Origin of the sequence: Terrabacter sp. LjRoot27, from assembly GCF_964254175.1 — a bacterium.
In the GTDB taxonomy this organism is placed as follows: domain Bacteria; phylum Actinomycetota; class Actinomycetes; order Actinomycetales; family Dermatophilaceae; genus Terrabacter.
Genome location: NZ_CAXUSS020000001.1, coordinates 2,308,560 through 2,334,142, shown reverse-complemented (window position 1 = coordinate 2,334,142; position 25,583 = coordinate 2,308,560). Strand labels below are relative to the sequence as shown.

The following is a 25,583-nucleotide window of genomic DNA, read 5'->3' as shown; positions in this document are numbered from 1 at the left end:
TCGTGCCCAGCGAGCCGGTCTCAGCCCCGACGACGGAGGACGACGAGCCGGCCGACGAGCCCGACGACGAGCACCACGATCCCGGCCACGAGCGACCCCGACGGCACGGCCAGCGCGAGGGTCACGCACCCGACGAGGCCCGTCAGCGCGAGCACCCGAGGGTAGCGGCGCTGGGCCGGCGCCTGGGTCAGCGCCGCGGCGTTCGCGACGGCGTAGTAGGTGAGGACTCCGAACGACGAGAAGCCGATGACGCCGCGCAGGTCGACGAGCACGACGAGCAGGCAGACGACGGCGGCCACGGCGACCTCGGCGACGTGCGGCACCGAGTAGCGCGGGTGGACGGCGGCGAGCGGGCGCGGCAGGTCCCCCTCGCGGGCCATCGCGAGCGCCGTCCGCCCGACCCCGGCGACGAGCGCCAGCAGGGCGCCCAGGGTCGCAGCGGCCGCCGCGGCGGCGACCAGGGGCGGCAGCCAACCCGCGCCGGCGACGGTGTCGGCCGCGTCGCGCAGCGGGGCGTCGCTCGCTGCCAGGCCGGACGTGCCGAGGGAACGGACGAGCACGACGGCCGTGACGGCATACAACGGCACGACGACGGCGAAGGCCGCGACGATCGCGCGCGGGATCGTGCGCGTGGGGTCGACGACCTCCTCCCCCAGGGTGGCGATGCGGGCGTAGCCCGCGAAGGCGAAGAAGAGGATCGCGGCCCCCTGCAGCACGCCCCCGAACCCGGGTGCTCCACCGGTGTCCGTCAGCGGGCCGGGAGGCGCAGCGCCCCATACGGAGACCACGACGAGCACGACGGCGAGGGCAGCGAGCACGCCCGCGACGATGAGACGGGTGAGGCGCGCCGTCCGCGTGATCCCGCGGTAGTTGACCGCGGCCAGGGACACGACGGCGAGCACCGCGACGGCCTTCTGCCAGCGGTCGGGGACGACGTAGGCCGCGAAGACGAGTGCCATGGCCGCGCAGCTCGCCGTCTTGCCGATGACGAAGCCCCACCCGGCCGTGAAGCCCCACCACGGGCCCAGCCGCTCGCGACCGTAGACGTAGGTGCCGCCGGACGTCGGGTACTGGGCGGCGAGCTGCGCCGACGACGTCGCGTTGCAGAGGGCGACGACGGCCGCGACGCCGAGGGCGACGAAGAGCCATCCGCCGGCGGCCCGCGCCGCGGGGGCGAAGGCGCTGAAGATCCCGGCGCCCACCATCGATCCGACGCCGATGACGACGGCGTCCGGGGTGGTCAGCCGGCGTGCGAGGGACGGGCCTGGGCGGTGGGTGGCCATGCCCCAAGTGTGGCGCCCGGCGCGTCGACGGCCTTGACCGGGTTTGCGCCGCTCGACGACGCCGGTCGCACCCACCCGGCCCGAGGGTCCCCTCGGGCCGGGCGGGTGGCGGCAGGTGCGGTCGGTCAGGCGCGCAGGTCGGTGAGCATCGACTCGAAGGGCGTGACCTGCTCGAACGGGTCGACCCGGTCGGCCCGCGGCGAACCGCTCACGAGGGCGCCGAAGGCCGCTCCGGCGCGATCGATGCGCTCGCCCAGCCGACCGGCGTCGACGCTGCCCCAGTCCTCGCTGGCGGCGAAGACGGCCACCGGAGCGACGAGCGCGCCCAGGTGGGCGAAGAGCGGGCGCAGGGCGTGGTCGATGACGAGCGAGTGACGGGCCGTGCCGCCGGTCGCGCCGAGCAGCACCGGGGTGTCGCGCAGCGCGTCCTTGGGCAGCACGTCGACCAGCATCTTGAACAGCCCGCTGTACGACGCGGCATACACCGGGGTGGCGACGATGACGGCGTCCGCCTCGGCGATCGCGTCGAGACGCACCTGCAGGTCGGGTGACGCGAAGCCGGTCAGCACGTTGTTGGTCAGGTCGTGGGCGACGTCGCGCACGTCGACGACCTCGACGACGACCTCTCCGAGGTCGTGCCGGGCGAGCGCTCGGACGGTGGCCTCGGTGAGGCGGTCGGCGAGCAGCCGCGTCGACGACGGCTGCGTGATGCCGGCGGTGATGACGGCGATGTGGAAGGCGGTCACTTCGTCACCTCCAGGGTGGCTGCGGTGGTGGGCTCGGGCGAGGCTCCGGTCACGTCGTCGACGGCGTGGACCGTGGCGTCGTGGGCGCCCCCGGCGGCGGCGAGCAGGCTCGGGTGGGTCGGGGCGTCGGGGACGTGGGCGGGCTTGAGGGCGGCGAACTCCTTGCGGAGCACGGGCACGACCTCCTCACCGAGGATGTCGAGCTGCTCGAGGACGGTCTTGAGCGGCAGCCCCGCGTGGTCGAGCAGCCAGAGCTGGCGCTGGTAGTCACCGGCGTACTCGCGGAAGCCGAGCGTCTTCTCGATGACCTCCTGCGGGCTGCCGACGGTCAGCGGCGTCTGGCTCGTGAACTCCTCGAGCGACGGACCGTGCCCGTAGACGGGAGCGTTGTCGAAGTACGGACGGAACTCGCGCACGGCGTCCTGGCTGTTCCTGCGCATGAAGACCTGCCCGCCGAGCCCGACGATCGCCTGGTCGGCGCTGCCGTGGCCGTAGTGCTCGAAGCGGCGGCGGTAGAGCTGGACCATCTGCCGCGTGTGGCTGGCCGGCCAGAAGATGTGGTTGGAGAAGAAGCCGTCGCCGTAGTAGGCCGCCTGCTCGGCGATCTCGGGGCTGCGGATCGAGCCGTGCCACACGAACGGGGGTATGCCGTCGAGCGGGCGTGGCGTCGAGGTGAAGCCCTGGAGCGGGGTGCGGTACTTGCCCTGCCAGTCGACGACGTCCTCGCGCCACAGGCGGTGCAGCAGCGCGTAGTTCTCGATGGCGAGCGGGATGCCGTCGCGGATGTCCTTGCCGAACCACGGGTAGACCGGACCGGTGTTGCCGCGGCCCATCATGAGGTCCATGCGCCCGTTGCTCAGGTGCTGGAGCGACGCGTAGTCCTCGGCGATCCGCACGGGGTCGGTCGTCGTGATGAGGGTCGTCGACGTCGAGAGGATGATCCGCTCCGTCTGGGCGGCGATGTAGGCGAGGGTCGTCGTCGGGGCCGACGGGATGAACGGCGGGTTGTGGTGCTGTCCGGTCGCGAAGACGTCGAGCCCGACCTCCTCCGCCTTCCTGGCGATGGCGACGGTGGCCTCGATCCGCTCGTGCTCGGTCGGCGTACGCCCCGTCGTGGGGTCGGTCGTGACGTCGCCCACGGTGAAGATCCCGAACTGCATGTGTCCCAGCTCCTTTTGATTGACGATTCAATCATACTGAACGTCGAGGGGTGCTCCCCCATTCCCGCGCCCTCCCCCGGGCAACACACCGTGCAGGTCACGACCCACCGGGATCCGATCGCGGCGGGTTGTGACCTGCACGGTGTGTTGCAGTGGGCGCGTGGGATCCTGTCGCGGTGAGCGCTGAGATCTCCCCCAAGGACCGCTTCATCACGGTCTACGGTCGCAACCCCGTCCACGAGGTGCTGCTCGACGGTGACCTGCACGTCGACAAGGTCGTCATCGCCGACGGGGCCCGTGGCAGCGGCCTGCGCGAGATCCAGCAGGCGGCGCGCCGGCGCGGTGTCGAGGTGCAGTACGCGAGCGCCGAGCGCGTCAAGAAGCTCGCCGGCAACGGCCGGCAGGACCAAGGGGTCTTTGCCGACGTCGTCGCGCCACGGATGCGCCCCCTCGAGTCGGCGCTCGCCGAGGACGCCGGCTCCCTCCGTGCCGTGCTCGTCCTCGACGGCGTGACGACCCCCGCCAACGTCGGGATGATCCTGCGCTCGGCCACGGCGGCCGGTGTCGACGGCATCGTCGTCCCGCGCAAGGGTGTCGCCTCCCTCGACCCGCTGGTCGTCAAGGCCTCCGCCGGCGTGGCGTTCCGGGCGCCGATCCTCAAGGCCTTCACGGCCGCCGAGGCCGTCGCCGACCTCAAGCGGTCCGGCTTCCACGTCGTGGGGCTCGACGCGGGCGGCGACGACGACCTCTTCGCCGCCCACCTGCCCGAGCCCGTCGCGTTCGTGCTCGGCAGCGAGACGGCCGGGCTCACTCCCGAGGTGGCCGACCTCGTCGACACCTGGGTGTCGATCCCTATGGCTGCGGGCGTCGAGTCGCTCAACGTCTCGGCCGCGGCCGCGGTCGTCTGCTTCGAGCTCGTCCGCCGCGCGCGCCTCTGAGGCGACCGCGTCAGTCGCCCCACTTCTCGGCGAGCGCCCGGACGACGGTGATGTTGCGCGCCGTGCCCACCGCGCCGGTGAGCTTCTCGATGCGGGTGTTCGACAGCTTCGCCGCCTGGACGCCGTCGGAGAGGAAGAGCACGACGTCGTTGCCGACGACGCGGGCGCCCTCGGTGGCCACGTCCCACGCATGCAGCGCCGTGACGCCCTCGGGGTCGAGGTCGCCGGTCATGAACGTCACGTAGCGCTTGGCGTCCGCGGCGATCGGCGACTCGATGGCCTCGGCCTCGTCGGCCAGCGCCTTCAGCTGCGCGGGGGTGCGCACGACGACGGGCACGTCGAAGCCGAACTCGGCACTGATGGCACGGCGCAGGTCGGTCTCCACCGTGGCCGCGCTGCGCGCGGACGAGCGGACCTTGAGGTTGCCGCTCTGGATGTGGGTCTCGACGTCCTCGTAGCCCTCCGCCTCGAGCAGCGTGCGCAGCGACGCCATGCGCACCTGCCGCTTGCCGACGTTGACGGCACGGAGGAAGCCGATCCACACCGGCACGTCAGGCCCCGACCGTGCCGCTCGTGCCGCTCGTGCCGCTCGTGCTGTCCGAACCGACCGAACCGACCGAACCGACCGAGCCGACAGAGCCGACCGAGCACGTGCCGCGGCCGACGGTCTCGACGCGGCCTCCCACGTGGACGGCACCCTCGGCGTCGATGTCGAGCAGCAGCCGTGAGGGGCGCCCGACGGCGGTGCCCTGGCTCACGACGACCGAGACGTCGCGGGCGCCCTGGTAGACGAGCCACCCTCCGAGGTTGGCGCACGCCGACCCGGTCGCGGGGTCCTCGAGGACGGCCTGTCCCTGGGTGTAGAAGAGGCGGGCCTCGACGCTCTTCGGCCCGGTCCAGGCCCACGCGTAGACGTGGGGAGCCCGTGGCGGGGACGTCATGTGCTCGGCCATGAGGTGCGCGTCGGGGTCGCAGGCGCGCACGGCGTCGACGGAGTCGAGGCGCACGAGCAGCTGCTCGACGCCGGCGTCGACCCAGGACGCGTCGGAGCGCACGACCAGCCTCCGGTCGATGCCGAGCGCCTCGGCCAGCTCCGCGCCGCTCGAGGTCACCTCGCGCACCGTCGCGGGTCGGGCCGCGAGGCGCCAGCCGCCGTCGACCCGTCCGACCGGGATGCGCCCGGCGGGCATGCTGAGGTGCACGGCGTCGAGGCCGCCACCCAGCATCGCGACGACCTCGGCCGTGCCCAGGGTCGGGTGCCCCGCGAACGGCATCTCGTGGCCGGGCGTGAAGATGCGCACGGCGGCGTCGCCCGTCGTGGTGCCGTCGCCGAGCGACGTGACGAACGTCGACTCACTGAGGTTGAACTGCCGCGCCCACGCGAGCATCTCGTCGTCGGAGAGGCCACCCGCCTCGGGGAAGACGCAGAGCGGGTTGCCCGAGAAGGGCTCTCCCTCGATGGAGAAGACGTTGAGCAGGTGGAAGGGCAGGTCCATGCACCCGAGTGTGCCCGAGCCCCGGCCCGGGCGGCAGGGTCGAAGGGCCCGCCGCGCCGATACTGTGGCGACATGGCCTCCCCCGACGGCGTCGTCCCCGGCAACATCTACCTCTTCCGGCACGGCGAGACCGAGTGGTCGCTGAGCGGGCAGCACACCGGCACGACGGACCTCCCGCTGCTCCCCGAGGGCGAGGCCGCGGCACGTGAGCTCGCCGACGTGCTGCGCAAGCACCGCTTCGAGCGGGTCCTCGTCTCTCCCCTCCAGCGCGCGAGGCGCACGGCCGAGCTCGCAGGCCTCGGCGACTTCGAGGTCGAGCCGCTGCTGCGCGAGTGGGACTACGGCGCCTACGAGGGCATCACGACGAAGCAGATCAGTGCCGAGATCGGCCACCCCTGGGAGGTCTTCGTCGACGGCGTGCAGCCCGGCGTCACCCCGGGCGAGACGGTCGAGCAGGTCTCGGCGCGTGCGCAGCAGGTCATCGACAAGGTGTGGCCCGACCTCGAGCACGGCGACGTCGCGCTCTTCGGCCACGGCCACGCGCTGCGCGTCCTCACCGCGACCTACCTCGGGCTCGACCCCCGCTTCGGCGCGCAGCTCATCCTCGACGCGGGCTCGATGAGCGTGCTGACGCACCACCGGTCGACCCGGTGCCTCGGGATGTACAACCTCTCCCCCTGGCGCCTGCTCTCCGACTGAGCCCCGCGAGAGGGACGTATGCCGGGTCGCCGGGCACCCGGCATACGCACACCTGCGCCGTGGCTCAGGACGTCCGCGGCCGGGCGTCAGTCCTTGGGGAGCTCCCACGTGTGGACGGGCTCGTTGGCCATCATGCCCTCGATGTAGTGGCGCAACATCTCACGCAGGGCCTTGTCGCGGGTCAGCCCGCGCGCCTCGAGGCGGGCCACGCACTCGGTCTGCCACGACGCGCCGTTGACGCCCAGGAGGCATCGCTGCTCGATGATCGTGAGGAAGCGGTCGCGCACGGCGGCCGACACACCCCAGCGCTCGAGGCCTTCGTGGGCCATCGGGAGCAGACGGCGCAGGACGAGCTCCGTGGCGGGCACCTCGCCGAGCCCGGGCCAGTAGGTGCGGGCGTCGATGCCGAGGCGGGCGCCCTCCTCGAAGTTCGACTCGGCCGCGGAGAAGCTCATCCGGGTCCAGACCGGACGGTCCTCCTCGGCGAGCACGCGCATCGTGCCGTAGTAGAAGGCGGCGTTGGCCATGACGTCGGCGATGCTCGGCCCCGCGGGCAGGACGCGGTTCTCGACGCGCAGGTGCGGGCGGCCGCCGACGATGTCGTAGATGGGGCGGTTCCAGCGGTAGACCGTCCCGTTGTGCAGGCGCAGCTCCCTGAGCTCGGGCACCTCGCCCCGCTCGAAGACCTCCTCGGGCTCCTCGTCGTAGAGCTCGGGCAGCAGGGCCGGGAAGTAGCGGACGTTCTCCTCGAAGAGGTCGAAGATCGAGGTGATCCACCGCTCCCCGAACCAGACACGGGGGCGCACGCCCTGGTTCTTCAGCTCGACCGACCGCGTGTCGGTGGCCTGGGTGAAGAGCGGGATGCGCGTCTCGGCCCAGAGTCGCTGACCGAGGAAGAAGGGCGAGTTGGCGCCGAGGGCCAGCTGCGGCCCGGCGAGGACCTGGGCGGCGTTCCAGTGGTCGGCGAACCGCTCGGGCTGCACCTGCAGGTGCAGCTGGATCGAGGTGCACGCCGACTCGGGTGCGAGGCTGTCGGAGTAGCGGGCGATGCGCTCACCGGTCGGGCCCTCGAGCTCGAGCCACACGTCCTCGCCGCGCGCGTCGAGCACGGCGTTGTTGAGGGCGGCGTAGCGGATGTTCTCGCTGATCCAGTCGCCCTCGAAGTGCTCGGGCATGACCGTCGGCAGGATGCCGATGGCGACGATGCCGGCATGGGCCTCGGCGGCCTTGGCCGAGGCCCGGTTGAGGGACTCGCGGAGCAGCTGCTCCAGCTCGATGGCCGAGTCGCCCGGCAGCGGGCGCGGGTGGACGTTGAGCTCGATGTTGTAGCGCGCCAGCTCGGTCTGGTAGTCCTCGTCGGCGATCTGCTCGAGCACCGTCTTGTTGTCGAGCTTGGGGCCGAGGTCCTCGTTGACGAGGTTGAGCTCGATCTCGAGACCCGTCATGGGTCGGTCGAACTCGAACTCGCTCTTGCCGAGCATGCGTTCGAACACGTCGAGGTCGCGGCGTACCTTCTCCCGGTACTGCTGCCGCTGCTCGCGTGTGTACCTGGCCTGCTCGACGTCGGCTCCCACGTGCCGAGACAACCACACTCGCGGTCGCGGCGCGAGGGGCGCGCACGGACTGGTCACCACCTGACCGGGCGCCGGTCAGGTGGTGACCCGTGGACGGGCGGGCCGGTCAGCCCTCGAAGGCCTCCGGCGGCGGGCACGAGCACACGAGGTTGCGGTCGCCGTAGGCGCCGTCGATGCGGCTCACCGGCGGCCAGTACTTGTCGGCGGCGTTGATCCCGACGGGGAAGGCGGCCTCGGTGCGCTCGTAGGGGTGGTCCCACTCCCCCGCGATGTTGAGGGCCGTGTGCGGTGCGTGCCGCAGCATGCTGTCGCCGACCGCCACCTCGCCCGCGCGGATCGCCTCGATCTCGCCGCGGATCGCGATCATCGCATCGCAGAAGCGGTCGAGCTCGTAGAGGTTCTCGGACTCGGTGGGCTCGACCATGAGCGTGCCCGCGACGGGGAAGCTCATCGTCGGTGCGTGGAAGCCGTAGTCGACGAGGCGCTTGGCGATGTCGTCGACGGTGACGCCCGTCTCGGCCGTGATCTGGCGGACGTCGAGGATGCACTCGTGCGCGACGAGGTCGTCGTTGCCGGAGTAGAGCACCGGGTAGTGCTCGCGGAGGCGGGCCGCGATGTAGTTGGCGCCGAGGACCGCCATCTGGGTGGCGTGCCGCAGACCCTCGCCGCCCATGAGCCGGACGTACGCCCACGAGATCGGCAGGATGCTCGCCGAGCCGAACGGCGCGGCCGAGACCGGGCCCACTCCCGTCTCGGGGCCGGCCTCCGCGGACAGCGGGTGGTTCGGCAGGTGCGGCGCGAGGTGCGCGCGGACCGCGACCGGACCGACTCCGGGACCACCGCCGCCGTGCGGGATGCAGAAGGTCTTGTGCAGGTTGAGGTGGCTGACGTCGGCGCCGAACGTCCCCGGCTGGGCCAGGCCGACGAGCGCGTTGAGGTTGGCGCCGTCGACGTAGACCTGGCCGCCGGCCTCGTGGACGAGCTCGCACAGCTCGGTGATGGTGTCCTCGTAGACGCCGTGCGTCGACGGGTAGGTCACCATGATGGCGGCGAGGTCGTCGCGGTGCGCCTCGATCTTGGCGCGCAGGTCGTCCATGTCGACGGTGCCGCCGGCGGCCGTCTTGACGACGACGACCTTGAGACCGGCCATGACCGCCGAGGCGGCGTTGGTGCCGTGGGCGCTGGCGGGGATGAGGCAGACGCGGCGGTGTCCCTCGCCACGGGCCTGGTGGTAGGCGTGGATCGCGAGCAGCCCGGCGAACTCGCCCTGCGAGCCGGCGTTGGGCTGGAGCGACACCGCGTCGTAGCCGGTGATCTCGCACAGCCACGCGGACAGGTCGTCGATGAGGGCACGGATGCCGACCGTCTGCTCGGCCGGGGCGAACGGGTGGAGGTTCGCGAACTCCGGCCAGGTGACCGCCTCCATCTCGGTGGTGGCGTTGAGCTTCATCGTGCACGAGCCGAGCGGGATCATGCCACGGTCGAGCGCGAAGTCGCGATCGGAGAGGCGGCGCAGGTAGCGCAGCATCGCCGTCTCGGAGTGGTGGGCGTGGAAGACCGGGTGCGTGAGGAACTCGGACGTGCGGGTCAGCGCCTCGGGTATGCCGCTCGCGCCGGGGGTGCCGGTCGTGCTCTCCGCGTCGGCGGAGGCGGGAACGCCGAAGGCCTCGAGGACGGCGAGCACCGTTGCGGGCGTGGAGGTCTCGTCGAGGCTGAGCGAGACGCGATCGGCGTCGACGCGCCAGACGTTGATGCCCCGGTCGGCGAAAGCGCTGGTGACCTCCTCGGCCCGGCCCGGCACGACGACCGTCAGCGTGTCGAAGAACGCCGTCGTCTCGACGTCGAGGCCGCCGTCGACGAGGGCGCCACGCAGGGCGGCCGTGAGGCCGGCGACGCGCTGCGCGATGGCCACGAGGCCCGCGGGCCCGTGCCACACGGCATACATGCTCGCCATGACGGCGAGGAGCACCTGGGCGGTGCAGATGTTGGACGTGGCCTTCTCGCGGCGGATGTGCTGCTCACGCGTCTGCAGGGCGAGGCGGTACGCCTGGTGTCCCTCGGCGTCGACCGAGACGCCGACGAGGCGTCCGGGGATCTGGCGCTCGAGCCCGCGGTGGACGGCCATGTAGCCGGCGTGCGGGCCGCCGAACCCCATCGGGACGCCGAAGCGCTGGGCGCTGCCGACGGCGATGTCGGCGCCCCACTCCCCCGGAGCGCTGGCGAGCGTGAGCGCGAGCAGGTCGGCGCAGGCGGTGACGAGGCCCTTGGCCTCGTGGACGGCCGCGGTCAGCGGTGCCCAGTCGACGAGCTCGCCGGTGGAGTCGGGGTACTGCACCATGGCCCCGACGACGGCCCGGCCGCCCGCTGCTGCAGACAGGGAGTCGGTGTCGGTCACGGCGCGCAGGTCGACGACGGCGACGGGCAGCCCGAGCGCCTCGGCGCGGGTGCGCATGACGGCGATGGTCTGCGGGAAGAGCCGCTCGTCGACGAGCACGACGGCGTCGGCCGCGGCCTTGCTCGCGCGACGCATGAGCGACATCGCCTCGGCGGCGGCGGTCGACTCGTCGAGGAGCGAGGAGCCCGCCACGTCGAGCCCGGTCAGGTCGGTGACGACCGTCTGGAAGTTGAGCAGGGCCTCGAGCCGGCCCTGGGAGATCTCGGGCTGGTAGGGCGTGTAGGCGGTGTACCAGGCGGGGTTCTCGAGCACGTTGCGGCGCACGACCGGCGGGGTCACGGTGCCGTAGTAGCCGAGCCCGATGAGCGAGGTGAGCACGGTGTTGCGAGAGGCGAACCCGCGCAGCTCCTCGATGACGGCGCTCTCGCTGGCGGCCGCCTCGATGCGCAGGGGCGACCCGGACCGGATCGCGCCCGGGATGGCGCGGTCGCACATGGCGTCGAGGCTCGGCTGGCCGACGACCTCGAGCATGTGGCGCACGTCGTCGCCGGCTGGGCCGACGTGACGGCTCACGAAGTCGGCCATCACCGTCTCCGTGGACGTTCCGGTGGTGACGGGCACGAGCTGGTCGATCGACATGCGGGCTCCTGACGGGTTCGAGCGGATGACACACGCTCCCCGTCTGTCGAGCACCGCGACGGTGCCTCCAGAGTTGCCTCGCCCGCATGGTCCTGGCGCCTGAGAGGTTCCGGGGATGTTGCCCCTTCGGCGCCTCGCAGGTGCTGGGCACCCCGAGGACTCTCCCACGCAGGGTCGATCGGCACCGCAAATCTACCAGCAGGCGGCCATGGTCACGGTACGTCCCGGCACGGACAAGGCCCGGCCGGAGAGTCCGGTCGGGCCGTGTCGAACGGTGGTGCGTGAGGGTGGCGCGCCAGGTGGTCGGTCAGGCCAGGCGGCGGGCCTGACGGCGCGCGTTCAGCTCGTCGTCGGGGTGGTCGGCCGGCACGTCCTCGTCGGCACGCTCGCTCGGCAGGAGGGCGAGCTCGCCCTCCACCTCGCGCCACACCCGACCGACGGCGATGCCGAAGACGCCCTGGCCCCCCTGCACGAGGTCGATGACCTCGTCGGCGGAGGTGCACTCGTAGACCGAGGCGCCGTCGCTCATCAGGGTGATCTGCGCGAGGTCCTCGACACCTCGCTCGCGCAGGTGGCTGATGGCGACGCGGATCTGCTGGAGCGAGACGCCGGTGTCGAGCAGGCGCTTGACGACCTTGAGCACGAGGATGTCGCGGAAGCCGTAGAGGCGCTGCGTGCCGGAGCCGGTGGCGCTGCGGACGGACGGCTCGACGAGACCCGTGCGGGCCCAGTAGTCGAGCTGTCGGTAGGTGATGCCGGCGGCCTTGCACGCGGTCGGACCGCGGTAGCCGGTGTCCTCGGACAGCTCGGGCAGGTCGTCGGTGAACAGCAGGCCCTGGGACCCGGCGGGCATGACCCGACCGGCGTCGTGCGCGTCCTCGATGGCGGCCATGCCGTCCTCCTCCTGCTCAGGCTGCGGGCCGCGGTGGTGCGTGCGCGCAGACGACATCCGGATAACTACAGTCGCGTCGTTCTCCTGACGGTAGGCCGCGTCCACCGTCCGGTCAATCACCACGGCCATGACGCGGCGGCGTGTCGAGGCGGTGGAGGCAACCTTCAGGTGTCACCTGAAGGTGAAGGTGCGCGTGACGGCGCGCGGGTCGTCGGCCGGGCCGGTCAGTCAGGCCGCTCAGTCAGGCCGGTCAGTCAGGCCGGTCGGGCAGGTCGGGACGATCGCCGGGCTCCGCCTCGGGAGCCGGCCCCTCGAAGTCCTCGGCGGACACGTGGTCGAGGAACTCCTTGAAGCGCTCGACCTCGTCGTCCTCCTCCGAGGAGACGACGATGGCCGCCTCGTCGAGGATGGCCGGCTCGACGAGCACCTTGGCGCCCGTGCGCAGGGCGAGGGCGATGGCGTCGCTGGCTCGCGAGCTGACCTCGGCCTTGCCGTCGATGATGAGCGCCGCGTGGAAGACGGAGTCCTTGAGAGCCACGATGCGCACTTCGGTCAGCTCGTGACCGAGCACCGACAGGACGTCACGCATGAGGTCGTGGGTCAGTGGTCGCGGCGGCACGACACCCTGCTGGGCATACGTGATCGCAGCGGCTTCGGCCGCGCCGATCCAGATCGGCAGGTAGCGCCCGCCGTCCCGCTCACGCAGCAGGACGATCGGCTGGTTCGTGGGCATCTCGACGCGGACGCCCAGGACATCGACCTCTCTCACTCCTCCACCGTACCCCGGCACGCGGGAGGTGGGGACCGGCCTCAGCGGGCCAGGCCCGAGCGGACGAGCGCCACGTGCAACGCGATGCAGGCAGAAGCGATCTCGGCCGCCCGCTCCTCGCGCGTGCCACTGCGCGAACGCGTTGCCAGGACCTGGTCGACCAGGCCGATCTCGCGGTCGGCGGCGGTGCGGAAGGGACGCAGGTGGCGCGCCTCGAGACCATGACCGGCGAGCGTCCGCGCCGCAGCGGCGATGGCGAGCGAGTCGTGGCCGAAGTGGCCCCTCTCGTCGGGCTGGAGCAGGCCGTACGTCTCGAGGGCGATCATCGTGTCGCGGTCGATCCCCGTCGCCTCGCGCAGCTCGGGCCCGGTGAGCGACACCTCGCTCCGGGCCGTCAGGTCCTGGGGCGCGGGGACCTCGGGGTCGGGTGCCGGCGCGGGTGGCCGGGGCCGCCCGCCCGACTCCTCACCCGGGTCCGACAGACCGCGGTCGAGCGCATCGAGCGCCTCCCGGATGACCTTGAGCGGCCAGTAGCGGTCGCGCTGCGCCGACAGCACGTAGCGCAGCCGACGCACGTCGTCGTCGGTGTAGGTGCGGTAGCCCGAGGGCGTGCGGTGCGGCAGCACCAACCCCTCGGCCTCGAGGAAGCGGATCTTCGACGCGGTGACGTCGGGGAACTCCTCGGAGAGCGCCGCCAGCACCTTGCCGATCGTGAGGCGCCGGGGTGCCGGCGCTCCCCCGTCGCCGGCCACCGTGCCTGCGGTCATGCCGGCGGGTGCTGGGGTGCTCCGGACGCGTAGTAGACGAGGCGGAACTTGCCGATCTGGACCTCGTCGCCCTGGTGCAGGGGGGCTTCGTCGATCCGCTCCCGGTTGACGTAGGTGCCGTTGAGCGAGCCGGCGTCGCGCACGACGTAGCCGCCACCCTGCGCGACGAACGCCGCGTGCTTGCGCGACACCGTGACGTCGTCGAGGAAGATGTCGGAGTCAGGATGGCGACCGGCGGCCACCTCCTGGTCGTCGAGCAGGAAGCGGGCGCCGGTGTTGGGGCCGCGGAGCACGACGAGCAGGGCGGTTCCGGGACGCAGGGCCTCGATGGTCGCCTGGTCCTCGGCCGTGAGGCCTCGGGCGCCGACGGTGTCGACGTGGTCGCTGTCCTGCGACGGCACGCCCTGGAACCGCATGGTGCGGGGTTCGACGTTCATGTCGTCGGGGTCGGGCAGGTCGCTCGACATGCGGTCCTCCTCTGTGGTGCGGGCGGATTCGGGTCCATCCACTCTAGTTGACCCGGGCGGGGTCGGAACCTGCCCGGCGCCACGGCGGGCACGCGCCCGCCGGACGGTCAGGACAGCGACGCGGTGTAGGTCGCCGCGTCCATGAGCCCGTCGACGGCGGAGGCGTCGGCCGGGCGCAGCTCGAACATCCAGCCCTCACCGTACGGGTCGGAGTTGATGAGCTCGGGCGAGGCGTCGAGAGCGGAGTTGGTGGCCGTGACCTCGCCCTCGAGCGGTGCGTAGACGTCGCTGACCGACTTCGTCGACTCGACCTCGCCACACGAGTCGCCGGGCGTCACGGTGTCGCCGACGGCGGGGAGCGAGACGTAGACGACGTCGCCGAGCGCGTCCTGGGCGAAGGACGTGATGCCGATGCGGACCACTCCGTCGTCGCCGACGCGGACCCACTCGTGGTCGCTGGTGTAGCGCAGGTCGGAGGGGTAGTCCAGGTCGCTCATGTCGCTCCTTCGTCAGTGGACGGCCCCGGTCGGGGTCGTGGTGGATGCGCGTGCTGCTGGGCGCTGGTGTCGCCGGCGATGCGGTGGCACCTGAGAGGATGCCATGCCCGCGCAGCGAGCGCAGGGAGTGGGCCCCACTGGGTGTCCCGTCCGGTCGTCCCGGCCGTGCTCCGGCAGCCGGGTGCGGTCACTCGACGGGCTTCGCGTGGGTCATCTCGGTGGGCCGGTGCAGCGAGGTGATCTCGACGAGGCTCGACTCGGTGACGGAGGCCTCGGCGCCCTTCTGCCGCACCGACTCGACGATCCCGCCCGGGATCGTCATGGCCGACGAGAGCGTCTTCGAGTCGCCGATCACCTTGATCACGAGGGGGCGTGACACCTGCACCCCGTCCACGAGGATCTCGCCGTCACGGTCGCCGACGAACGACGAGGCCACGACCCTGACGCCGCCCACGTCGATCGACTCGGCCCCTGCGTCCCGCAGCTCCTGGATGATGTCGAGGACGATCGGTCCGGTCACGGCGTTGGTCGGGTCGCTGATGCGCAGCGTGATACCCGGTCCCTTGGCCGCGAGGGTTCCGGCCAGGATGCCGAGCGTGTCGACGCGCTTCTGCGCCTGCTCGAGGGCCTCGGCGGCGGTGCCCGTGCCGTTCTTGAGGCGGTCGCGGGTGGACTCGAGCTCGCGGACCTGCTGGTCGAGTCGGGACGACCGCAGCGAGATGTCGTCCAGAACGCGCACGAGGTCGGTCTGGCTCAGCTCGTCGAGGCCGCGCTGGTTGGTCAGCTGGACCTGGGCCGCGATGCCTGCGCCGAGGAGCACCGCGAGCAGGGCCCCGAGCACGTTGGCCCGGGTGGCGCGGGGCCTGCTCATCTTGCGCAGGCGCGTCCAGGCGGCCCGGCCCTCGACGGGCACCCGGCTCGTCCCGGTCTCGGGACCGTCGCCCGTGGCGGACTCGCCGACATCCGTCCCGGAGACCGGAGCAGGAGCCGCGGCGGGCTCGGCGGTCGGCTCGAGCGACGGTGCGGTCGGCTCGGGTGACGACGGCCCGGGCGGTCCCGACGTCGCCTCCCCAGTCGCCTCGTCCGTGGAGTCGGGAGCGAGCTCGGGAGTCGCTCCGGCCGTGGGAGGGAGCCCTGGAGTCGGCGCGGCATCCGGGTCGGACGACGTCGGCACCTCGGTCGGCGGTGCGTCCGTGGCGTCGACGACGTCGCTGGTTTCGGTGACCTCCGCGGTGTCGGCGACCTCCGCGGTGTCAGTGATTTCCGCGGTACCGGTGACTTCCGCGGTACCGGTGGCGTCGACCACCGGCTCCTGCTGGTCGGCGGGAGCGGGTGCGGGGCGACCCTTCTTGCGCTTGCCCATGCTCAGGCCTTGAACAGGTGCCGGCGGATCGAGGCCACGTTGGAGAAGATCCGCACGCCGAGGACGACGACGACACCGGTCGAGAGCTGCGACCCGACGCCGAGCTGGTCGCCGAGGAAGACGATGAACGCGGCCACGACGACGTTGGACAGGAACGAGACGACGAAGACCTTGTCGTTGAAGATGCCGTCGAGGATCGCGCGGATGGCACCGAAGACGGCGTCGAGGGCCGCGATGACCGCGATCGGCAGGTAGGGCTGGAGCCACACCGGCACCGAGGGATCGAGGAAGAGCCCCACCGCGAGTCCGGCCAGAAGGCCGAGAACTGGGATCACGAAGGGTTCTCCTGACTGGTCGGTGACACCGGGCTACCGGTGCCGGAGTCGGTGGTGCCGCGCGGGGTGTCCGACGGGGTGTCCGTGCTCGACGTGCTCGTGCCGGTCGGGGCGCCGCTGGCACCCGCGTTCCGCTTCTGGGGGGTCGTGCCCTGCTGGAGCGTCGTCGCGCCCGGCCCGGCCGAGCCTACGGGCGGACCGATGGGTTCTGCGACCTCGAGCCGTGCGGCCGAGTCGCCGGGCACGGTCAGGGAGTCGCTCCCGGCCATGATCGAGCGGATCTTGTACTCGTCGGTCAGCTGCGAGAGGTAGAGCCCCGCGAACGAGGGCTCGAAGAGCTGCTGCATGCCCTGGGTGTCGCCGAGGGCGGTGATGACGTAGGGGCGCGAGAGCGGTCGGAAGTCGACGATGATCGCCTGGCCGGCGAAACGGATGGCGGCGGTGGAGCTGAGCCGGTGCCCGTTGATGGAGATGGCCTCGGCTCCGGCACCCCAGAGGCCGTTGACGATGATCTGGAGGTCGCCGGAGGTGACCCGACCCTCCTCGAACCCGCTGCTCGGGCGGCTGCCCGCGTCGGCGCCGGCGTCGGTCGAGGCGGCGTCGTCGAGCGTCAGCGTCAGCCCGGGCCCGCTCAGGGGCACGGCGCCGGCCTGGACCTCGAGGTCCTTGATGGTGCTCGTGAGATCGGTGCCACCCGACTGCTGCAGGGCGAGGGCCTCGTAGTCGCGCACCTGCTTGCCGAGCGCGGCCACCTTGGCCTCCTGGTCGGTCCCGTGCTTCTGCAGGGCCTCGATGCGGGTGACGAGCTCCTTCTTCACGGCCGCCGCGGCCGTGGGCTTCGGGCGCAGGGACTGTGCCGCCACGGCGAAGAGGAAGCCCGTGAGGATCGCCAGCACGACGACGAGGACGGTACGCGTGGACGTGGCTCCCGGGAGCCCGGCCGCGACCCGTCGGTCGGCGGCCTCCTGATAGCCGGCGTCGAGCGGACGCTCCATCATCGTCGTCAGGAGCGTCATCGACTCGTCCGGCCGCCGCTCGGTGCTCACGGGGTCACCACCCGCGGACGCTGCGCGAGCACGAGACGCGCGTGGACGGCATACAGCACCGCCGCGAGCCAGTAGAGGGCGACGCCCCACCACGCGAAACCCCAGCCGATCGGGCGGACGAGGTCGCCGAGCCAGTCGTCGCGGTGCGCGAGGAGCAGGAGGGGGAAGGCGTAGAGCAGGTTGAACGTCGCGGCCTTGCCGACGAAGTGCACCGGCAGCCCGAGCTGCCCCTTGGTGCGCAGGTAGAGCAGCATCAGGGCCATGACGACCTCGCGGGCCAGGATCACGACCACGAGCCACACCGGGATGATGTCGCGCCACATGAGCCCGATGAGCGTCGTGAGGATGTAGAGCCGGTCGGCGATGGGGTCGAGGAACTGGCCGAGGCGACTCTCCATGTTGAACCGGCGGGCGATCTTGCCGTCGAGGTAGTCGGTGACGCCGGAGAACAGCAGCAGGAGGAAGGCGAGCCCGTCCTGCTCCGCGACGATCGCCCACAGGAAGACGGGCACGCCGAGCAGCCGCAGCACCGACAGCACGTTGGGGATCGTCAGCAGGCGCTCCGTCACGACGTGCTCGCGCTCCCCCGTTCTCTCGACCTCCACGGCGGCAAGCCTAACGGGCGCCCGGAGTGGGCGAGTTCCGTCCCCGGCATCGATCCGGACACGACCCGGCTCGGGCCCGAGGACGAGCACTCGGAAGCCCGGTGCCGCCGGCGCCTCCGGCTCGACCTGCTCTGGCACACTCGGCACCATGCCCGGCGGACACTCCCACAGCCATGCCCACGGAGCCCACGGAGCCCATGCGGCGTCGGGCACCGTCGCCGTCAGCACGTTGGCCCGCGTCGGCCTGACGATCCTGATCGTGCTCGCTGCCGCGGCCACGGTCTTCGGTCTCGTGCGCTACTGGCCGGCGGAGGCCCAGGGGCCCGACCGGGTGGGCACCTCGGACTTCGCGGCACCCGGGGTGACCTTCCCCGTCGCCGAGGTCCAGCGGGTCCTCCCGGTCTGCGAGGGCCCCGACGCCGCCACCGGGGCCGACCCGGCGGACGGCCAGGGCGGTGACGTCGTCGACGGGGACCCGACCTGCGGCGCCATCACCGTCCAGCTCGAGCAGCCGACCGCCACCTCGGGTGACGTCCGTCCGGTCGTGTCGGTCTCGGTGCCCCCCGCGATCTCCACGTCGGGGCTGCGCGAGGGCGACACCGTCATGCTCCTGCGGACCCCGCCCCAGGACTCCCAGCCCGAGACGTACTCCTTCCTCCAGGTGCAGCGCGGCGCTCCCCTGTCCCTCATGCTCGCGCTCTTCCTCCTCGTCGTGGCGGTCGTCGCACGATGGCGCGGGGTGCTCGCCCTCGTCGGTCTCGTCTTCGGCGGCTTCGTCGTGGTGAGGTTCATGCTGCCGGCCCTGCTCGAGGGCCAGTCCGGGCTGCTCGTGGCCCTCATCGGCTCCTCGGCCATCATGTTCGTCGTCCTCTACCTCGCGCACGGGCTCTCGGTGCGGACGAGCACCGCTCTCGCCGGGACGCTCTTCGGTGTCGCGATCACGGCCGGTCTCGGCCTGCTGGCGGTCGACCTGGCCCGCCTCAGCGGAGTCGCCAACGACGAGGGGGCCACGCTGGCGTCCTTCGTCACGACGATGAACCCGCGCGAGCTGCTGACGTGCGCGATCATCGTGGCCGGTCTCGGCGTCCTCAACGACGTGACGATCACGCAGTCGTCGGCGGTGTGGGAGCTGCGGGCCGCCGCTCCCTCCATGGGCCGGCGTGCGCTCTTCCAGTCGGGCATGCGCATCGGGCGCGACCACATCGCCTCGACGATCTACACGATCGTCTTCGCGTATGCCGGTGCCGCGCTTCCCGTGCTCCTGCTCCTCTTCCTCTACGAGCGTCCCGTGCTCGAGATGCTCCAGACGGAGTCGCTGTCCGAGGAGATCGTGCGCACGCTCGCGAGCGCCATCGGACTCGTGCTCGCCGTGCCCGTCACGACGGCGATCGCTGCCCTCACCGTCGGGGCCGCGCGGACGCCGGCGCCGGTGGATGGCGCAGGACGCGGCCCGGGCCACCCGCGTGCTGCCGACGGGGCGGGGCAGCAGGGTCCCACCGCGGCGGACCTCGTCCGCGCCGCGAGCGGGCCGCCGGAACCCGCGACACGCGCCGAGGCGCGCTCGCGGATGTCCTCGTCCTGACCGTGACGGAGGCGTCCCAGAACGTCCGTCACGGCATCGGCGCAGGTCACTCCGCAGGTCGCGTCAGGCGGGACTCGTCGGACTTTCAACGAGTTCTCAGCAACCACTAGGCTCGCCGCCATGAACCGTGTGACGACCCTCGAGGCGTACGAAGACGACCGGGGGAACCGCATCGAGTTCGGCGGGAGCGTCGAGAAGAACATCCGTGTGAAGTTCAGGGGACGCAACAACGTCCTGCGCGTCGCGACCCAGCAGAACATCGCCCAGCTCTACGTCGACTTCGACTGTGACAACGGCCTCGTGGAGATCGACAGCAGCCAGGGCGTGCCTGGCCTGCGGGCGGCGATCCGTGTCGGGGACGGCTGCCAGGTGCGCATCGGCAAGAACGTCTCGTCGACGACGACCGTGGCCATGTCGACGGCCGAGGGCACGTCGATCACGATCGGCGACGACGTCATGATCGCCTCCGACATCCAGATCCGTGCCGACGACGGCCACCCCATCTTCGACGTCCGCACCGGCAAGCGGGTCAACGCCGCCCGGTCGATCGTCATCGGCAACCACGTGTGGCTCGGCCTCGGCGCCTGTGTCCTCGGTGGCGTGACCATCGGCGACGGCACCGTCGTCGGCATGCGTTCGGTCGTGACCCGGTCCCTCCCCAACAACGTCGTCGGCGCCGGATCGCCGGCGAAGGTCGTCAAGCGCAACGTGGCCTGGGAGCGACCGCACCTCACGCTGGACCCGCCCTACCGGAAGCCGACCGCGGCCTCGGTCAAGAAGTCGACCGACTACTGGACCCTGACCGTCGACCCCGACAGCAGGCCGTCACGCAGCCGCGAGATCTACGCCGGTGCACGTCGACGCACCCGCCGGAGCCTCAAGGCCGTCCGTGCCCGGGCCGGCGCGATGACCCGTCGCACCTGACCCGCGCACCTCACCCTTCTCGGCGTCCGCTGCCACACCGTCGCGGACCCGGCGTGGCGACGGTCAGGAGGCCGTCAGGACCGCGGTCCACGTCGCGCCCCCGGACTCGGTGAACGTCACCGTGACCGCCGCCGCGTTGACGCCGTTCTTCGTCGCCGAGACCGAGGCGGTCGAGGTCGTGGCGTTCGCCGCCACGCTGACCGTGCCCGTGCCGGCGGTCTTGCCCGTCGAGGACCAGCTGATGGTCTCCGTCGCGCCGCTGTAGGACACCGCGGTCCCCGAGCCGGTGCCGAACCCGACCGTCGCCCGGACGACGGCGTTGTTGCCGCCTCCGGAGACCGTGCAGCTGTACGTGGAGCCCACGGTGCCGGTGCAGCTCGGTGTCACCGCGACGCCGTTGAGGGTGACGCCCGAGAACACGAGCCCCGCCGCCTGTCCGTTGACGACGTCCTGGCCGACCGCCGCGGACGTGGACGCCGAGTGGTTCCCCGTGCCGGCGTACGTCGCCGTGACCGAGCGGGTGCCGGGCGTCGCGAAGGTCGTCGTGCAGGTGGCGACACCCGAGGCGCTCAGCGTCTGGGAGCCGGAGGAGCAGCTGATCGCGGTCGCGCCGTCCTTGAAGGTGACGCTGCCGGTCGGGACTCCCCCGCCGGGTGCGGTGGCGCCCACCGTCGCGGTGTAGGTGACGCTCTGGCCGGTGCGGACCGTCGTCGCGGAGGTCGTGAGGCTCGTCGTCGTGGTGGCTGGGCCGACGACCTGGCTGACGGCCGGCGAGGTGGAGGTCAGGTGGTTGGTCGAGCCGCCGTAGACGGCGGTGATGCTGCGCGTCGCGGCGGACGCGTGGCTCACCACGCAGGTCGCCGATCCGGAGCTGACGCTCTGGCTGCCACCCGCGCAGGTCAGGGTCGTGGAGCCGTCCTTGAAGATGACGGTCCCGCTCGGGGTGCCGCCGCCGGGTGCGACCACCGACACGGTGGCGGTGTACGTCACGGCCTGTCCGACGGCCGACGGGTTCGTCGACGACGTCAGTGCCGTCGTCGTCGAGGCGGCGCCCACGACCTGCGTGATGGCTGCGGAGGACGAGGCCGCGTAAGGCGCCGATCCGGCATACGCCGCGGTGACCGACCGGGTGCCCGCGGACGGGTGGCTGACGGTGCACGTCGCAGTGCCCGAGCTGAGCGTCGGTGAGCCGCCCGCGCACGTCATCGCCGAGCCCGCGTCACGGAAGGTGACCGACCCGGTCGGTGTCCCGGAGGCCGAGCTGACGCTCGCGGTGTACGTCACGGCCTGTCCGACCACCGACGGGTTCGTCGCCGAGCTCACCGAGGTCGTCGTCGCGACTGACGCCTGGACGGTCACCGGGGCGCTGGACGCGCTCGTGGCCGACCAGCCGGAGCGCACCGCGACGACGGTGTAGCGGTAGGTCCCGTCCGGCACCGACGCGTCGCTGCACGAGGTCGTGGGAAGGAGCGACGACGGCGACGTGCCGCACGCGGCGGCGCTGACAGCCGTTGCGACGTCGGTGCGCTCGATGCGGTAGCCCGCGGGCGCCACGCCCGCGGACGGCGCGGTCCACGCGACGGCCACGCTCGTGGCGCCCGCGGCAGCGGTGGCCGTGACGGACGACGGGGCCGTGAGGGTCGCGGTCGGGGCGCTGCCCGTCCCGCCCCCGCTCACGGCCCAGTACGCCCAGGCGGTGCCGGACACGGTCATCAGCACGGTCAGCAGGATGCCGACGTGGAGGGCGCGCACGCCGCGGCTCGGGGCGGCACGGCGTGCGCGCGTCTTCGGGGGCGTCGGGGCCGGCATCAGTTGCTCGCCGTCCCCGACCACGTGAGCGCGAAGCTCTTGTTCTTGCAGACGTCCTGGTTGACCGTGGGCAGGTTGCGCAGGCGGATGGACGCCGTCGCCACGCCCTGGTCCGGAAGCGTCACGGTGCCCCGGGCCGGGACGAGGAGCACGAGGTCCGCCGAGGCCGTGGGCTGGCGCAGCTCGAGGTTCGGTGCCGAGGTGCAGCCGGGTGGCGTGCTGTCGGCCGCGACGGCGACCGTGAGCGCCGAGACCCTGATGGTGACGGGGTTCGGGTTCGTGACGGTGGCCGAGACGGGCCGCCACACACCCGGTGCGAGGTCACCGACGCTGCCGGTGACCGTGAAGGGCAGGCCGGTCTCGGGCAGGCCCTTCTGGTACTTGAACGCGTACGCCGTCGTGGCGGAGACGTTGCCCACTGCGTCCACGGCCCGGACCGCGAGCTGGTGCTGTCCGTTGTTCGAGGTGTCGATGACCCACGTCAGCGGTGTCGTGCAGACGGTCCACGCACCGTTCTCGAGGGAGCACCGGAACGTCACGCCCGTCTCGGCGGACGTCCACGTCGCGGTGTTCGTCGCCGTCGACGTGGGGTTCGACGGGGTCGTCGTGAGCACGGGCGCCGGCGGCGCGACGGTGTCGACGACCCAGGTGTATGCCGTGGGCATGCTCTCCGTGCCTCTGACGACCGTCTTGACGCTGAACGTGTGGCCGCCCTGCGCCAGGGCTGAGTAGGTGACCGGGCTCGCGCAGGCCGTGAACGCGGCTCCGTCGCGCGCGCACCGGAAGCCGGCTCCCGCCATGGCGGTGAAGGCGAACGTCGCGCTGGTGCTCGCCGACGGGTTGGAGGGCCTCGCCGTGATCGTCGGGCTGACGACCGACGGGCCCGAGGCCGCGCGGGGCATGCCGTGGACGGTGGCGAGGAGCGCGACGAAGACGCCGAGCAGCGCCAGGGCGGTGTGCCTGGCGTTCGTCGGCGTCTTCATGGGACTCCCCCGGTCATGGTCGGTGCGGCCTGTGGTTCGTGACGTCGTGCGACGGACGCGGAAGGGGTGGGGCGCCGGGGTCGATGCGGCGTCCCACCCCTTCCGGGTCTCAGCTGGCGACGTAGGTGATCGTCACCGCGGCGCCCTTGCAGGCGTCCTGGTTCGTCGTCTTGTTGTTGAACTGCAGGGTGTAGTCGACGGTCGTCGTCGCGGCCGGCGCGAGGTCGGTCGGCGTGAGGCTGAGCGAGGCGGCGGTGGCCTGCGACGTGGGAGCCGGGTTGCCGTTCAGCATGTAGTCGGTGCCGTCGCAACCCTCCTTGTCGGTCGTGACGAAGGCCTTGACCGCCTGGATCTTGTAGTTCTCGGTGCCCGTGTTCTTGACCGTCGCGGTGATCGTCTGGGCGGAGTCGCCGGGGTACATCGGGGTCGCGCTGCCGCCGGTGACGAGGAAGACGTTGCCGGCCCCGGCCCGCGTGGAGGCCGTGCCGGTGCCGCCACCGAGGCTCGTCCAGTAGGCGTAGGCGCCGCCGGCGGTCGCGAGGCCGATGACCCCGGCTGCGACGAAGGCTGCGGACTTCTTCTTCCTGGAGCTGGACTTCTTCTGAGTGCGCATGGTGTCCCCCATGACCTTTCCCTCGAGTGGCTTTACCGGTTCTTGGTGTGCTGCTGAGGGAACAGTGACACGCGATTCGGCCGATTCGGGGGCACCTCGGGCAACGTTGCGCATACCTTGCGGGTTGCTTGTGGACACGACGCCGACCTTGCAGCGGCGGCCGGGACACCTTGCACAACAAGCGGATTCAGACCACCACGGAACCGGGTGGATCGAGTCCCGGCAGACACGACGAAGGGCCGCACTCTCCGTGGAGAGTGCGGCCCTTCGTCGTTCGGTCGGGCTGACAGGATTTGAACCTGCGACCCCTTGACCCCCAGTCAAGTGCGCTACCAAGCTGCGCCACAGCCCGAATGCCCCTCGGGGCGAAAGGAACATTAGCGCACCGGATGCCGCTGGTCCCAATCGGCCCCCGTGAACGACCCCCGGCCCCTCCGGGCCGGCGGCGCCTCGGCGTCGGGACGGTGCCGGGGAGGGCGTTCGGTCGGCGTCGGGGTCAGCGCCGGCGCTTCTCGCGGACGCGCACGGAGACCTCGATCGGCGTGCCCTCGAAGCCGAACTGCTCGCGCAGACGTCGCTCGATGAAGCGGCGGTAGCCGGCCTCGATGAAGCCCGACGCGAAGATGACGAAGCGCGGCGGACGCGTCGAGGCCTGGGTCGCGAAGAGGATGCGGGGCTGCTTGCCGCCACGCAGCGGGTGCGGGTGGGCAGCCACGATCTCGCCGAGGAAGGCGTTGAGCCGACCGGTCGGGACGCGGGTGTCCCACGACTCGAGGGCGGTCTCGATGGCGGGCACGAGGCGGTCCATGTGGCGGCCCGTGCGCGCCGAGATGTTGGCCCGGGGCGCCCACGGCACCTGGACGAGCTCCTTCTCGATCTCGCGCTCGAGGTAGTAGCGGCGCTCCTCGTCGAGGTTGTCCCACTTGTTGTAGGCGATGACGAGCGCACGGCCCGAGTCGATGACCTGCTGCACGACACGGATGTCCTGCTCGGCGATCGGCTCCTCGGCGTCGATGAGCACGACGGCCACCTCGGCCTTCTCGAGGGCCGTCTGGGTGCGCAGCGACGCGTAGAAGTCGGCGCCCCGGCTCTGGTGGACCCGGCGACGGATGCCGGCGGTGTCGACGAAGCGCCACGTCTTGCCGCCGAGCTCGATGAGCTCGTCGACGGGGTCGCGGGTGGTGCCGGCGACGTTGTCCACGACGACGCGCTCCGAGCCCGCCAGGCGGTTGAGCAGGCTCGACTTGCCCACGTTGGGGCGCCCGACGAGCGCGACCCGTCGCGGACCGCCCTGCGCGTAGGCCCCGTGGGCCGACACGTCGGGCAGCACCTCGAGCACGGCGTCGAGGGCGTCGCCGCTCCCGCGGCCGTGCACGGCGGACACCGGGAAGGGCTGGCCGAGGCCGAGGCTCCACAGCATCGCCGCGTCGGCCTCGCCCCGCTGGTCGTCGACCTTGTTGGCCACGAGCACCACCGGCTTGCCGGAGCGGCGCAGGAGCTTGACGACCGCCTCGTCGTCGTCGGTCGCACCGACCGTGGCGTCGACGACGAACATGACGACGTCGGCGAGGTCGATCGCGATCTCGGCCTGCTCGGCGACGCGCAGGTGGATGCCCGTGGCGTCCGCCTCCCAGCCCCCGGTGTCGACGATCGTGAAGCGACGCCCGCCCCACTCGGCCTCGTAGGAGACGCGGTCGCGCGTCACACCCGGCACGTCCTCGACGACGGCCTCACGGCGCCGCAGGATGCGGTTGACCAGGCTCGACTTGCCGACGTTGGGTCGGCCGACCACGGCCACGACGGGCAGCGGGCCCTGGGCCGCGCCGCCGTCGGAGACCGGCCCCTGGGCATCGAGCAGCGCCTGGTCCTCGGGGCTGAGCTCGAAGTCGTCGAGCCCGGCGCGCAGGGCGCGCTCCACGGCGGCGTCGTCGACGGAGGGGTCGGGGGTCGAGATCGGAACGCCCTCGTCGATGGGGCGGGCGGTCTCGTCAGTCACGGTGT

At 72.0% G+C, this 25,583-nt stretch carries 24 protein-coding genes, 1 tRNA gene and 1 riboswitch; of the genes, 4 read left to right on the top strand and 21 right to left on the bottom strand.

The features are described from left to right. Positions 1 to 20 precede the first annotated feature (20 nt). The 3 genes from ACSQ2D_RS10965 to ACSQ2D_RS10955 form a co-directional block, all read right to left on the bottom strand. A complete protein-coding gene (locus ACSQ2D_RS10965; RefSeq protein WP_435985978.1) occupies positions 21 to 1,283 on the bottom strand; it encodes an APC family permease in 1,263 nt (420 codons plus the stop codon). 125 nt (positions 1,284 to 1,408) lie between these two features. After that, complete coding sequence (locus ACSQ2D_RS10960) at positions 1,409 to 2,029, bottom strand: CE1759 family FMN reductase (protein ID WP_435985977.1); 621 nt, start codon at positions 2,027 to 2,029, stop codon at positions 1,409 to 1,411. Continuing rightward, positions 2,026 to 3,189 (bottom strand): LLM class flavin-dependent oxidoreductase, encoded by a 1,164-nt coding sequence (locus tag ACSQ2D_RS10955; RefSeq protein ID WP_435985976.1) that lies wholly within the window; start codon positions 3,187 to 3,189, stop codon positions 2,026 to 2,028. Before ACSQ2D_RS10955 ends, ACSQ2D_RS10960 begins: the two co-directional genes overlap by 4 nt. 176 nt (positions 3,190 to 3,365) lie before the next feature. Between ACSQ2D_RS10955 and ACSQ2D_RS10950 the strand changes: the two genes are divergently transcribed. Continuing rightward, complete coding sequence (locus ACSQ2D_RS10950) at positions 3,366 to 4,127, top strand: TrmH family RNA methyltransferase (RefSeq protein WP_435985975.1); 762 nt, start codon at positions 3,366 to 3,368, stop codon at positions 4,125 to 4,127. A gap of 10 nt (positions 4,128 to 4,137) precedes the next feature. On the opposite strand, the gene ACSQ2D_RS10945 is transcribed toward ACSQ2D_RS10950, so the two are convergent. Together ACSQ2D_RS10945 and ACSQ2D_RS10940 are read right to left on the bottom strand one after the other, a co-directional pair. Further along, on the bottom strand, positions 4,138 to 4,677 hold the full coding sequence (locus ACSQ2D_RS10945) for a DUF1697 domain-containing protein (RefSeq protein ID WP_435985974.1): 540 nt from the start codon (positions 4,675 to 4,677) through the stop codon (positions 4,138 to 4,140). Position 4,678: 1 nt separating this feature from the next. Next, a complete protein-coding gene (locus tag ACSQ2D_RS10940; protein WP_435985973.1) occupies positions 4,679 to 5,623 on the bottom strand; it encodes a PhzF family phenazine biosynthesis protein in 945 nt (314 codons plus the stop codon). Between the two features lie 72 nt (positions 5,624 to 5,695). On the opposite strand from ACSQ2D_RS10940, the gene ACSQ2D_RS10935 reads away from it, so the two are divergent. Continuing rightward, positions 5,696 to 6,322 (top strand): histidine phosphatase family protein, encoded by a 627-nt coding sequence (locus ACSQ2D_RS10935; RefSeq protein ID WP_435985972.1) that lies wholly within the window; start codon positions 5,696 to 5,698, stop codon positions 6,320 to 6,322. Positions 6,323 to 6,408: 86 nt separating this feature from the next. Here the strand turns inward: ACSQ2D_RS10935 and ACSQ2D_RS10930 are convergent, their stop codons facing one another. The 11 genes from ACSQ2D_RS10930 to ACSQ2D_RS10880 form a co-directional block, all read right to left on the bottom strand. Then, complete coding sequence (locus ACSQ2D_RS10930; RefSeq protein WP_435985971.1) at positions 6,409 to 7,896, bottom strand: glutamate--cysteine ligase; 1,488 nt, start codon at positions 7,894 to 7,896, stop codon at positions 6,409 to 6,411. Between the two features lie 106 nt (positions 7,897 to 8,002). After that, positions 8,003 to 10,930, bottom strand: coding sequence for an aminomethyl-transferring glycine dehydrogenase (gcvP, locus tag ACSQ2D_RS10925; RefSeq protein WP_435985970.1), 2,928 nt, complete (start codon positions 10,928 to 10,930; stop codon positions 8,003 to 8,005). 77 nt (positions 10,931 to 11,007) lie between these two features. Then, positions 11,008 to 11,107: riboswitch (glycine riboswitch) on the bottom strand. 130 nt (positions 11,108 to 11,237) lie between these two features. Then, positions 11,238 to 11,822 (bottom strand): MerR family transcriptional regulator, encoded by a 585-nt coding sequence (locus ACSQ2D_RS10920; protein ID WP_256795659.1) that lies wholly within the window; start codon positions 11,820 to 11,822, stop codon positions 11,238 to 11,240. A gap of 250 nt (positions 11,823 to 12,072) precedes the next feature. Then, positions 12,073 to 12,591, bottom strand: a complete 519-nt coding sequence (locus ACSQ2D_RS10915; RefSeq protein WP_435985969.1) for a bifunctional nuclease family protein — start codon at positions 12,589 to 12,591, stop codon at positions 12,073 to 12,075. Positions 12,592 to 12,632: 41 nt separating this feature from the next. Next, entirely contained in the window at positions 12,633 to 13,358 is a 726-nt protein-coding gene (gene ftsR, locus ACSQ2D_RS10910) for a transcriptional regulator FtsR (protein ID WP_435985968.1), read from the bottom strand. Next, the gene (locus ACSQ2D_RS10905) at positions 13,355 to 13,825 is read right to left on the bottom strand and encodes an FHA domain-containing protein (protein WP_435985967.1); all 471 of its coding nucleotides are present in this window, start codon (positions 13,823 to 13,825) and stop codon (positions 13,355 to 13,357) included. The genes ftsR and ACSQ2D_RS10905 overlap by 4 nt, the downstream gene beginning before the upstream one ends. A 107-nt stretch (positions 13,826 to 13,932) precedes the next feature. Beyond that, positions 13,933 to 14,322 carry a glycine cleavage system protein GcvH gene (gene gcvH, locus ACSQ2D_RS10900; RefSeq protein WP_435985966.1) on the bottom strand — a complete coding sequence of 130 codons (390 nt, stop codon included), beginning with the start codon at positions 14,320 to 14,322 and terminating at the stop codon, positions 13,933 to 13,935. A 187-nt stretch (positions 14,323 to 14,509) separates the two neighbouring features. Then, positions 14,510 to 15,685: a DUF881 domain-containing protein gene (locus ACSQ2D_RS10895; protein WP_435985965.1), complete on the bottom strand. Its 1,176-nt coding sequence runs from the start codon at positions 15,683 to 15,685 to the stop codon at positions 14,510 to 14,512. Positions 15,686 to 15,687: 2 nt separating this feature from the next. After that, positions 15,688 to 16,020: a small basic family protein gene (locus ACSQ2D_RS10890; protein WP_028785606.1), complete on the bottom strand. Its 333-nt coding sequence runs from the start codon at positions 16,018 to 16,020 to the stop codon at positions 15,688 to 15,690. Further along, a complete protein-coding gene (locus ACSQ2D_RS10885; protein ID WP_435985964.1) occupies positions 16,017 to 17,066 on the bottom strand; it encodes a DUF881 domain-containing protein in 1,050 nt (349 codons plus the stop codon). The genes ACSQ2D_RS10890 and ACSQ2D_RS10885 overlap by 4 nt, the downstream gene beginning before the upstream one ends. Continuing rightward, positions 17,063 to 17,671 carry a CDP-alcohol phosphatidyltransferase family protein gene (locus tag ACSQ2D_RS10880; RefSeq protein ID WP_435985963.1) on the bottom strand — a complete coding sequence of 203 codons (609 nt, stop codon included), beginning with the start codon at positions 17,669 to 17,671 and terminating at the stop codon, positions 17,063 to 17,065. The genes ACSQ2D_RS10885 and ACSQ2D_RS10880 overlap by 4 nt, the downstream gene beginning before the upstream one ends. Before the next feature lie 148 nt (positions 17,672 to 17,819). Here ACSQ2D_RS10880 and ACSQ2D_RS10875 point away from each other — a divergent pair, with 148 nt between their 5' ends. Continuing rightward, on the top strand, positions 17,820 to 19,253 hold the full coding sequence (locus tag ACSQ2D_RS10875) for a YibE/F family protein (RefSeq protein WP_435985962.1): 1,434 nt from the start codon (positions 17,820 to 17,822) through the stop codon (positions 19,251 to 19,253). Between the two features lie 120 nt (positions 19,254 to 19,373). Then, positions 19,374 to 20,177, top strand: a complete 804-nt coding sequence (locus ACSQ2D_RS10870; RefSeq protein WP_435985961.1) for an acyltransferase — start codon at positions 19,374 to 19,376, stop codon at positions 20,175 to 20,177. A gap of 63 nt (positions 20,178 to 20,240) precedes the next feature. Here ACSQ2D_RS10870 and ACSQ2D_RS10865 read toward each other — a convergent pair whose 3' ends face one another. The 5 genes from ACSQ2D_RS10865 to der form a co-directional block, all read right to left on the bottom strand. Next, positions 20,241 to 21,986 (bottom strand): Ig-like domain repeat protein, encoded by a 1,746-nt coding sequence (locus tag ACSQ2D_RS10865; RefSeq protein WP_435985960.1) that lies wholly within the window; start codon positions 21,984 to 21,986, stop codon positions 20,241 to 20,243. After that, positions 21,986 to 22,969, bottom strand: coding sequence for a hypothetical protein (locus ACSQ2D_RS10860; RefSeq protein ID WP_435985959.1), 984 nt, complete (start codon positions 22,967 to 22,969; stop codon positions 21,986 to 21,988). Before ACSQ2D_RS10860 ends, ACSQ2D_RS10865 begins: the two co-directional genes overlap by 1 nt. Before the next feature lie 109 nt (positions 22,970 to 23,078). Then, entirely contained in the window at positions 23,079 to 23,582 is a 504-nt protein-coding gene (locus tag ACSQ2D_RS10855; protein ID WP_435985958.1) for a hypothetical protein, read from the bottom strand. Between the two features lie 278 nt (positions 23,583 to 23,860). Next, positions 23,861 to 23,934 (bottom strand) — tRNA-Pro (locus ACSQ2D_RS10850). 144 nt (positions 23,935 to 24,078) lie between these two features. Then, positions 24,079 to 25,578, bottom strand: a complete 1,500-nt coding sequence (gene der, locus ACSQ2D_RS10845; RefSeq protein WP_435985957.1) for a ribosome biogenesis GTPase Der — start codon at positions 25,576 to 25,578, stop codon at positions 24,079 to 24,081. Positions 25,579 to 25,583: the final 5 nt, after the last annotated feature.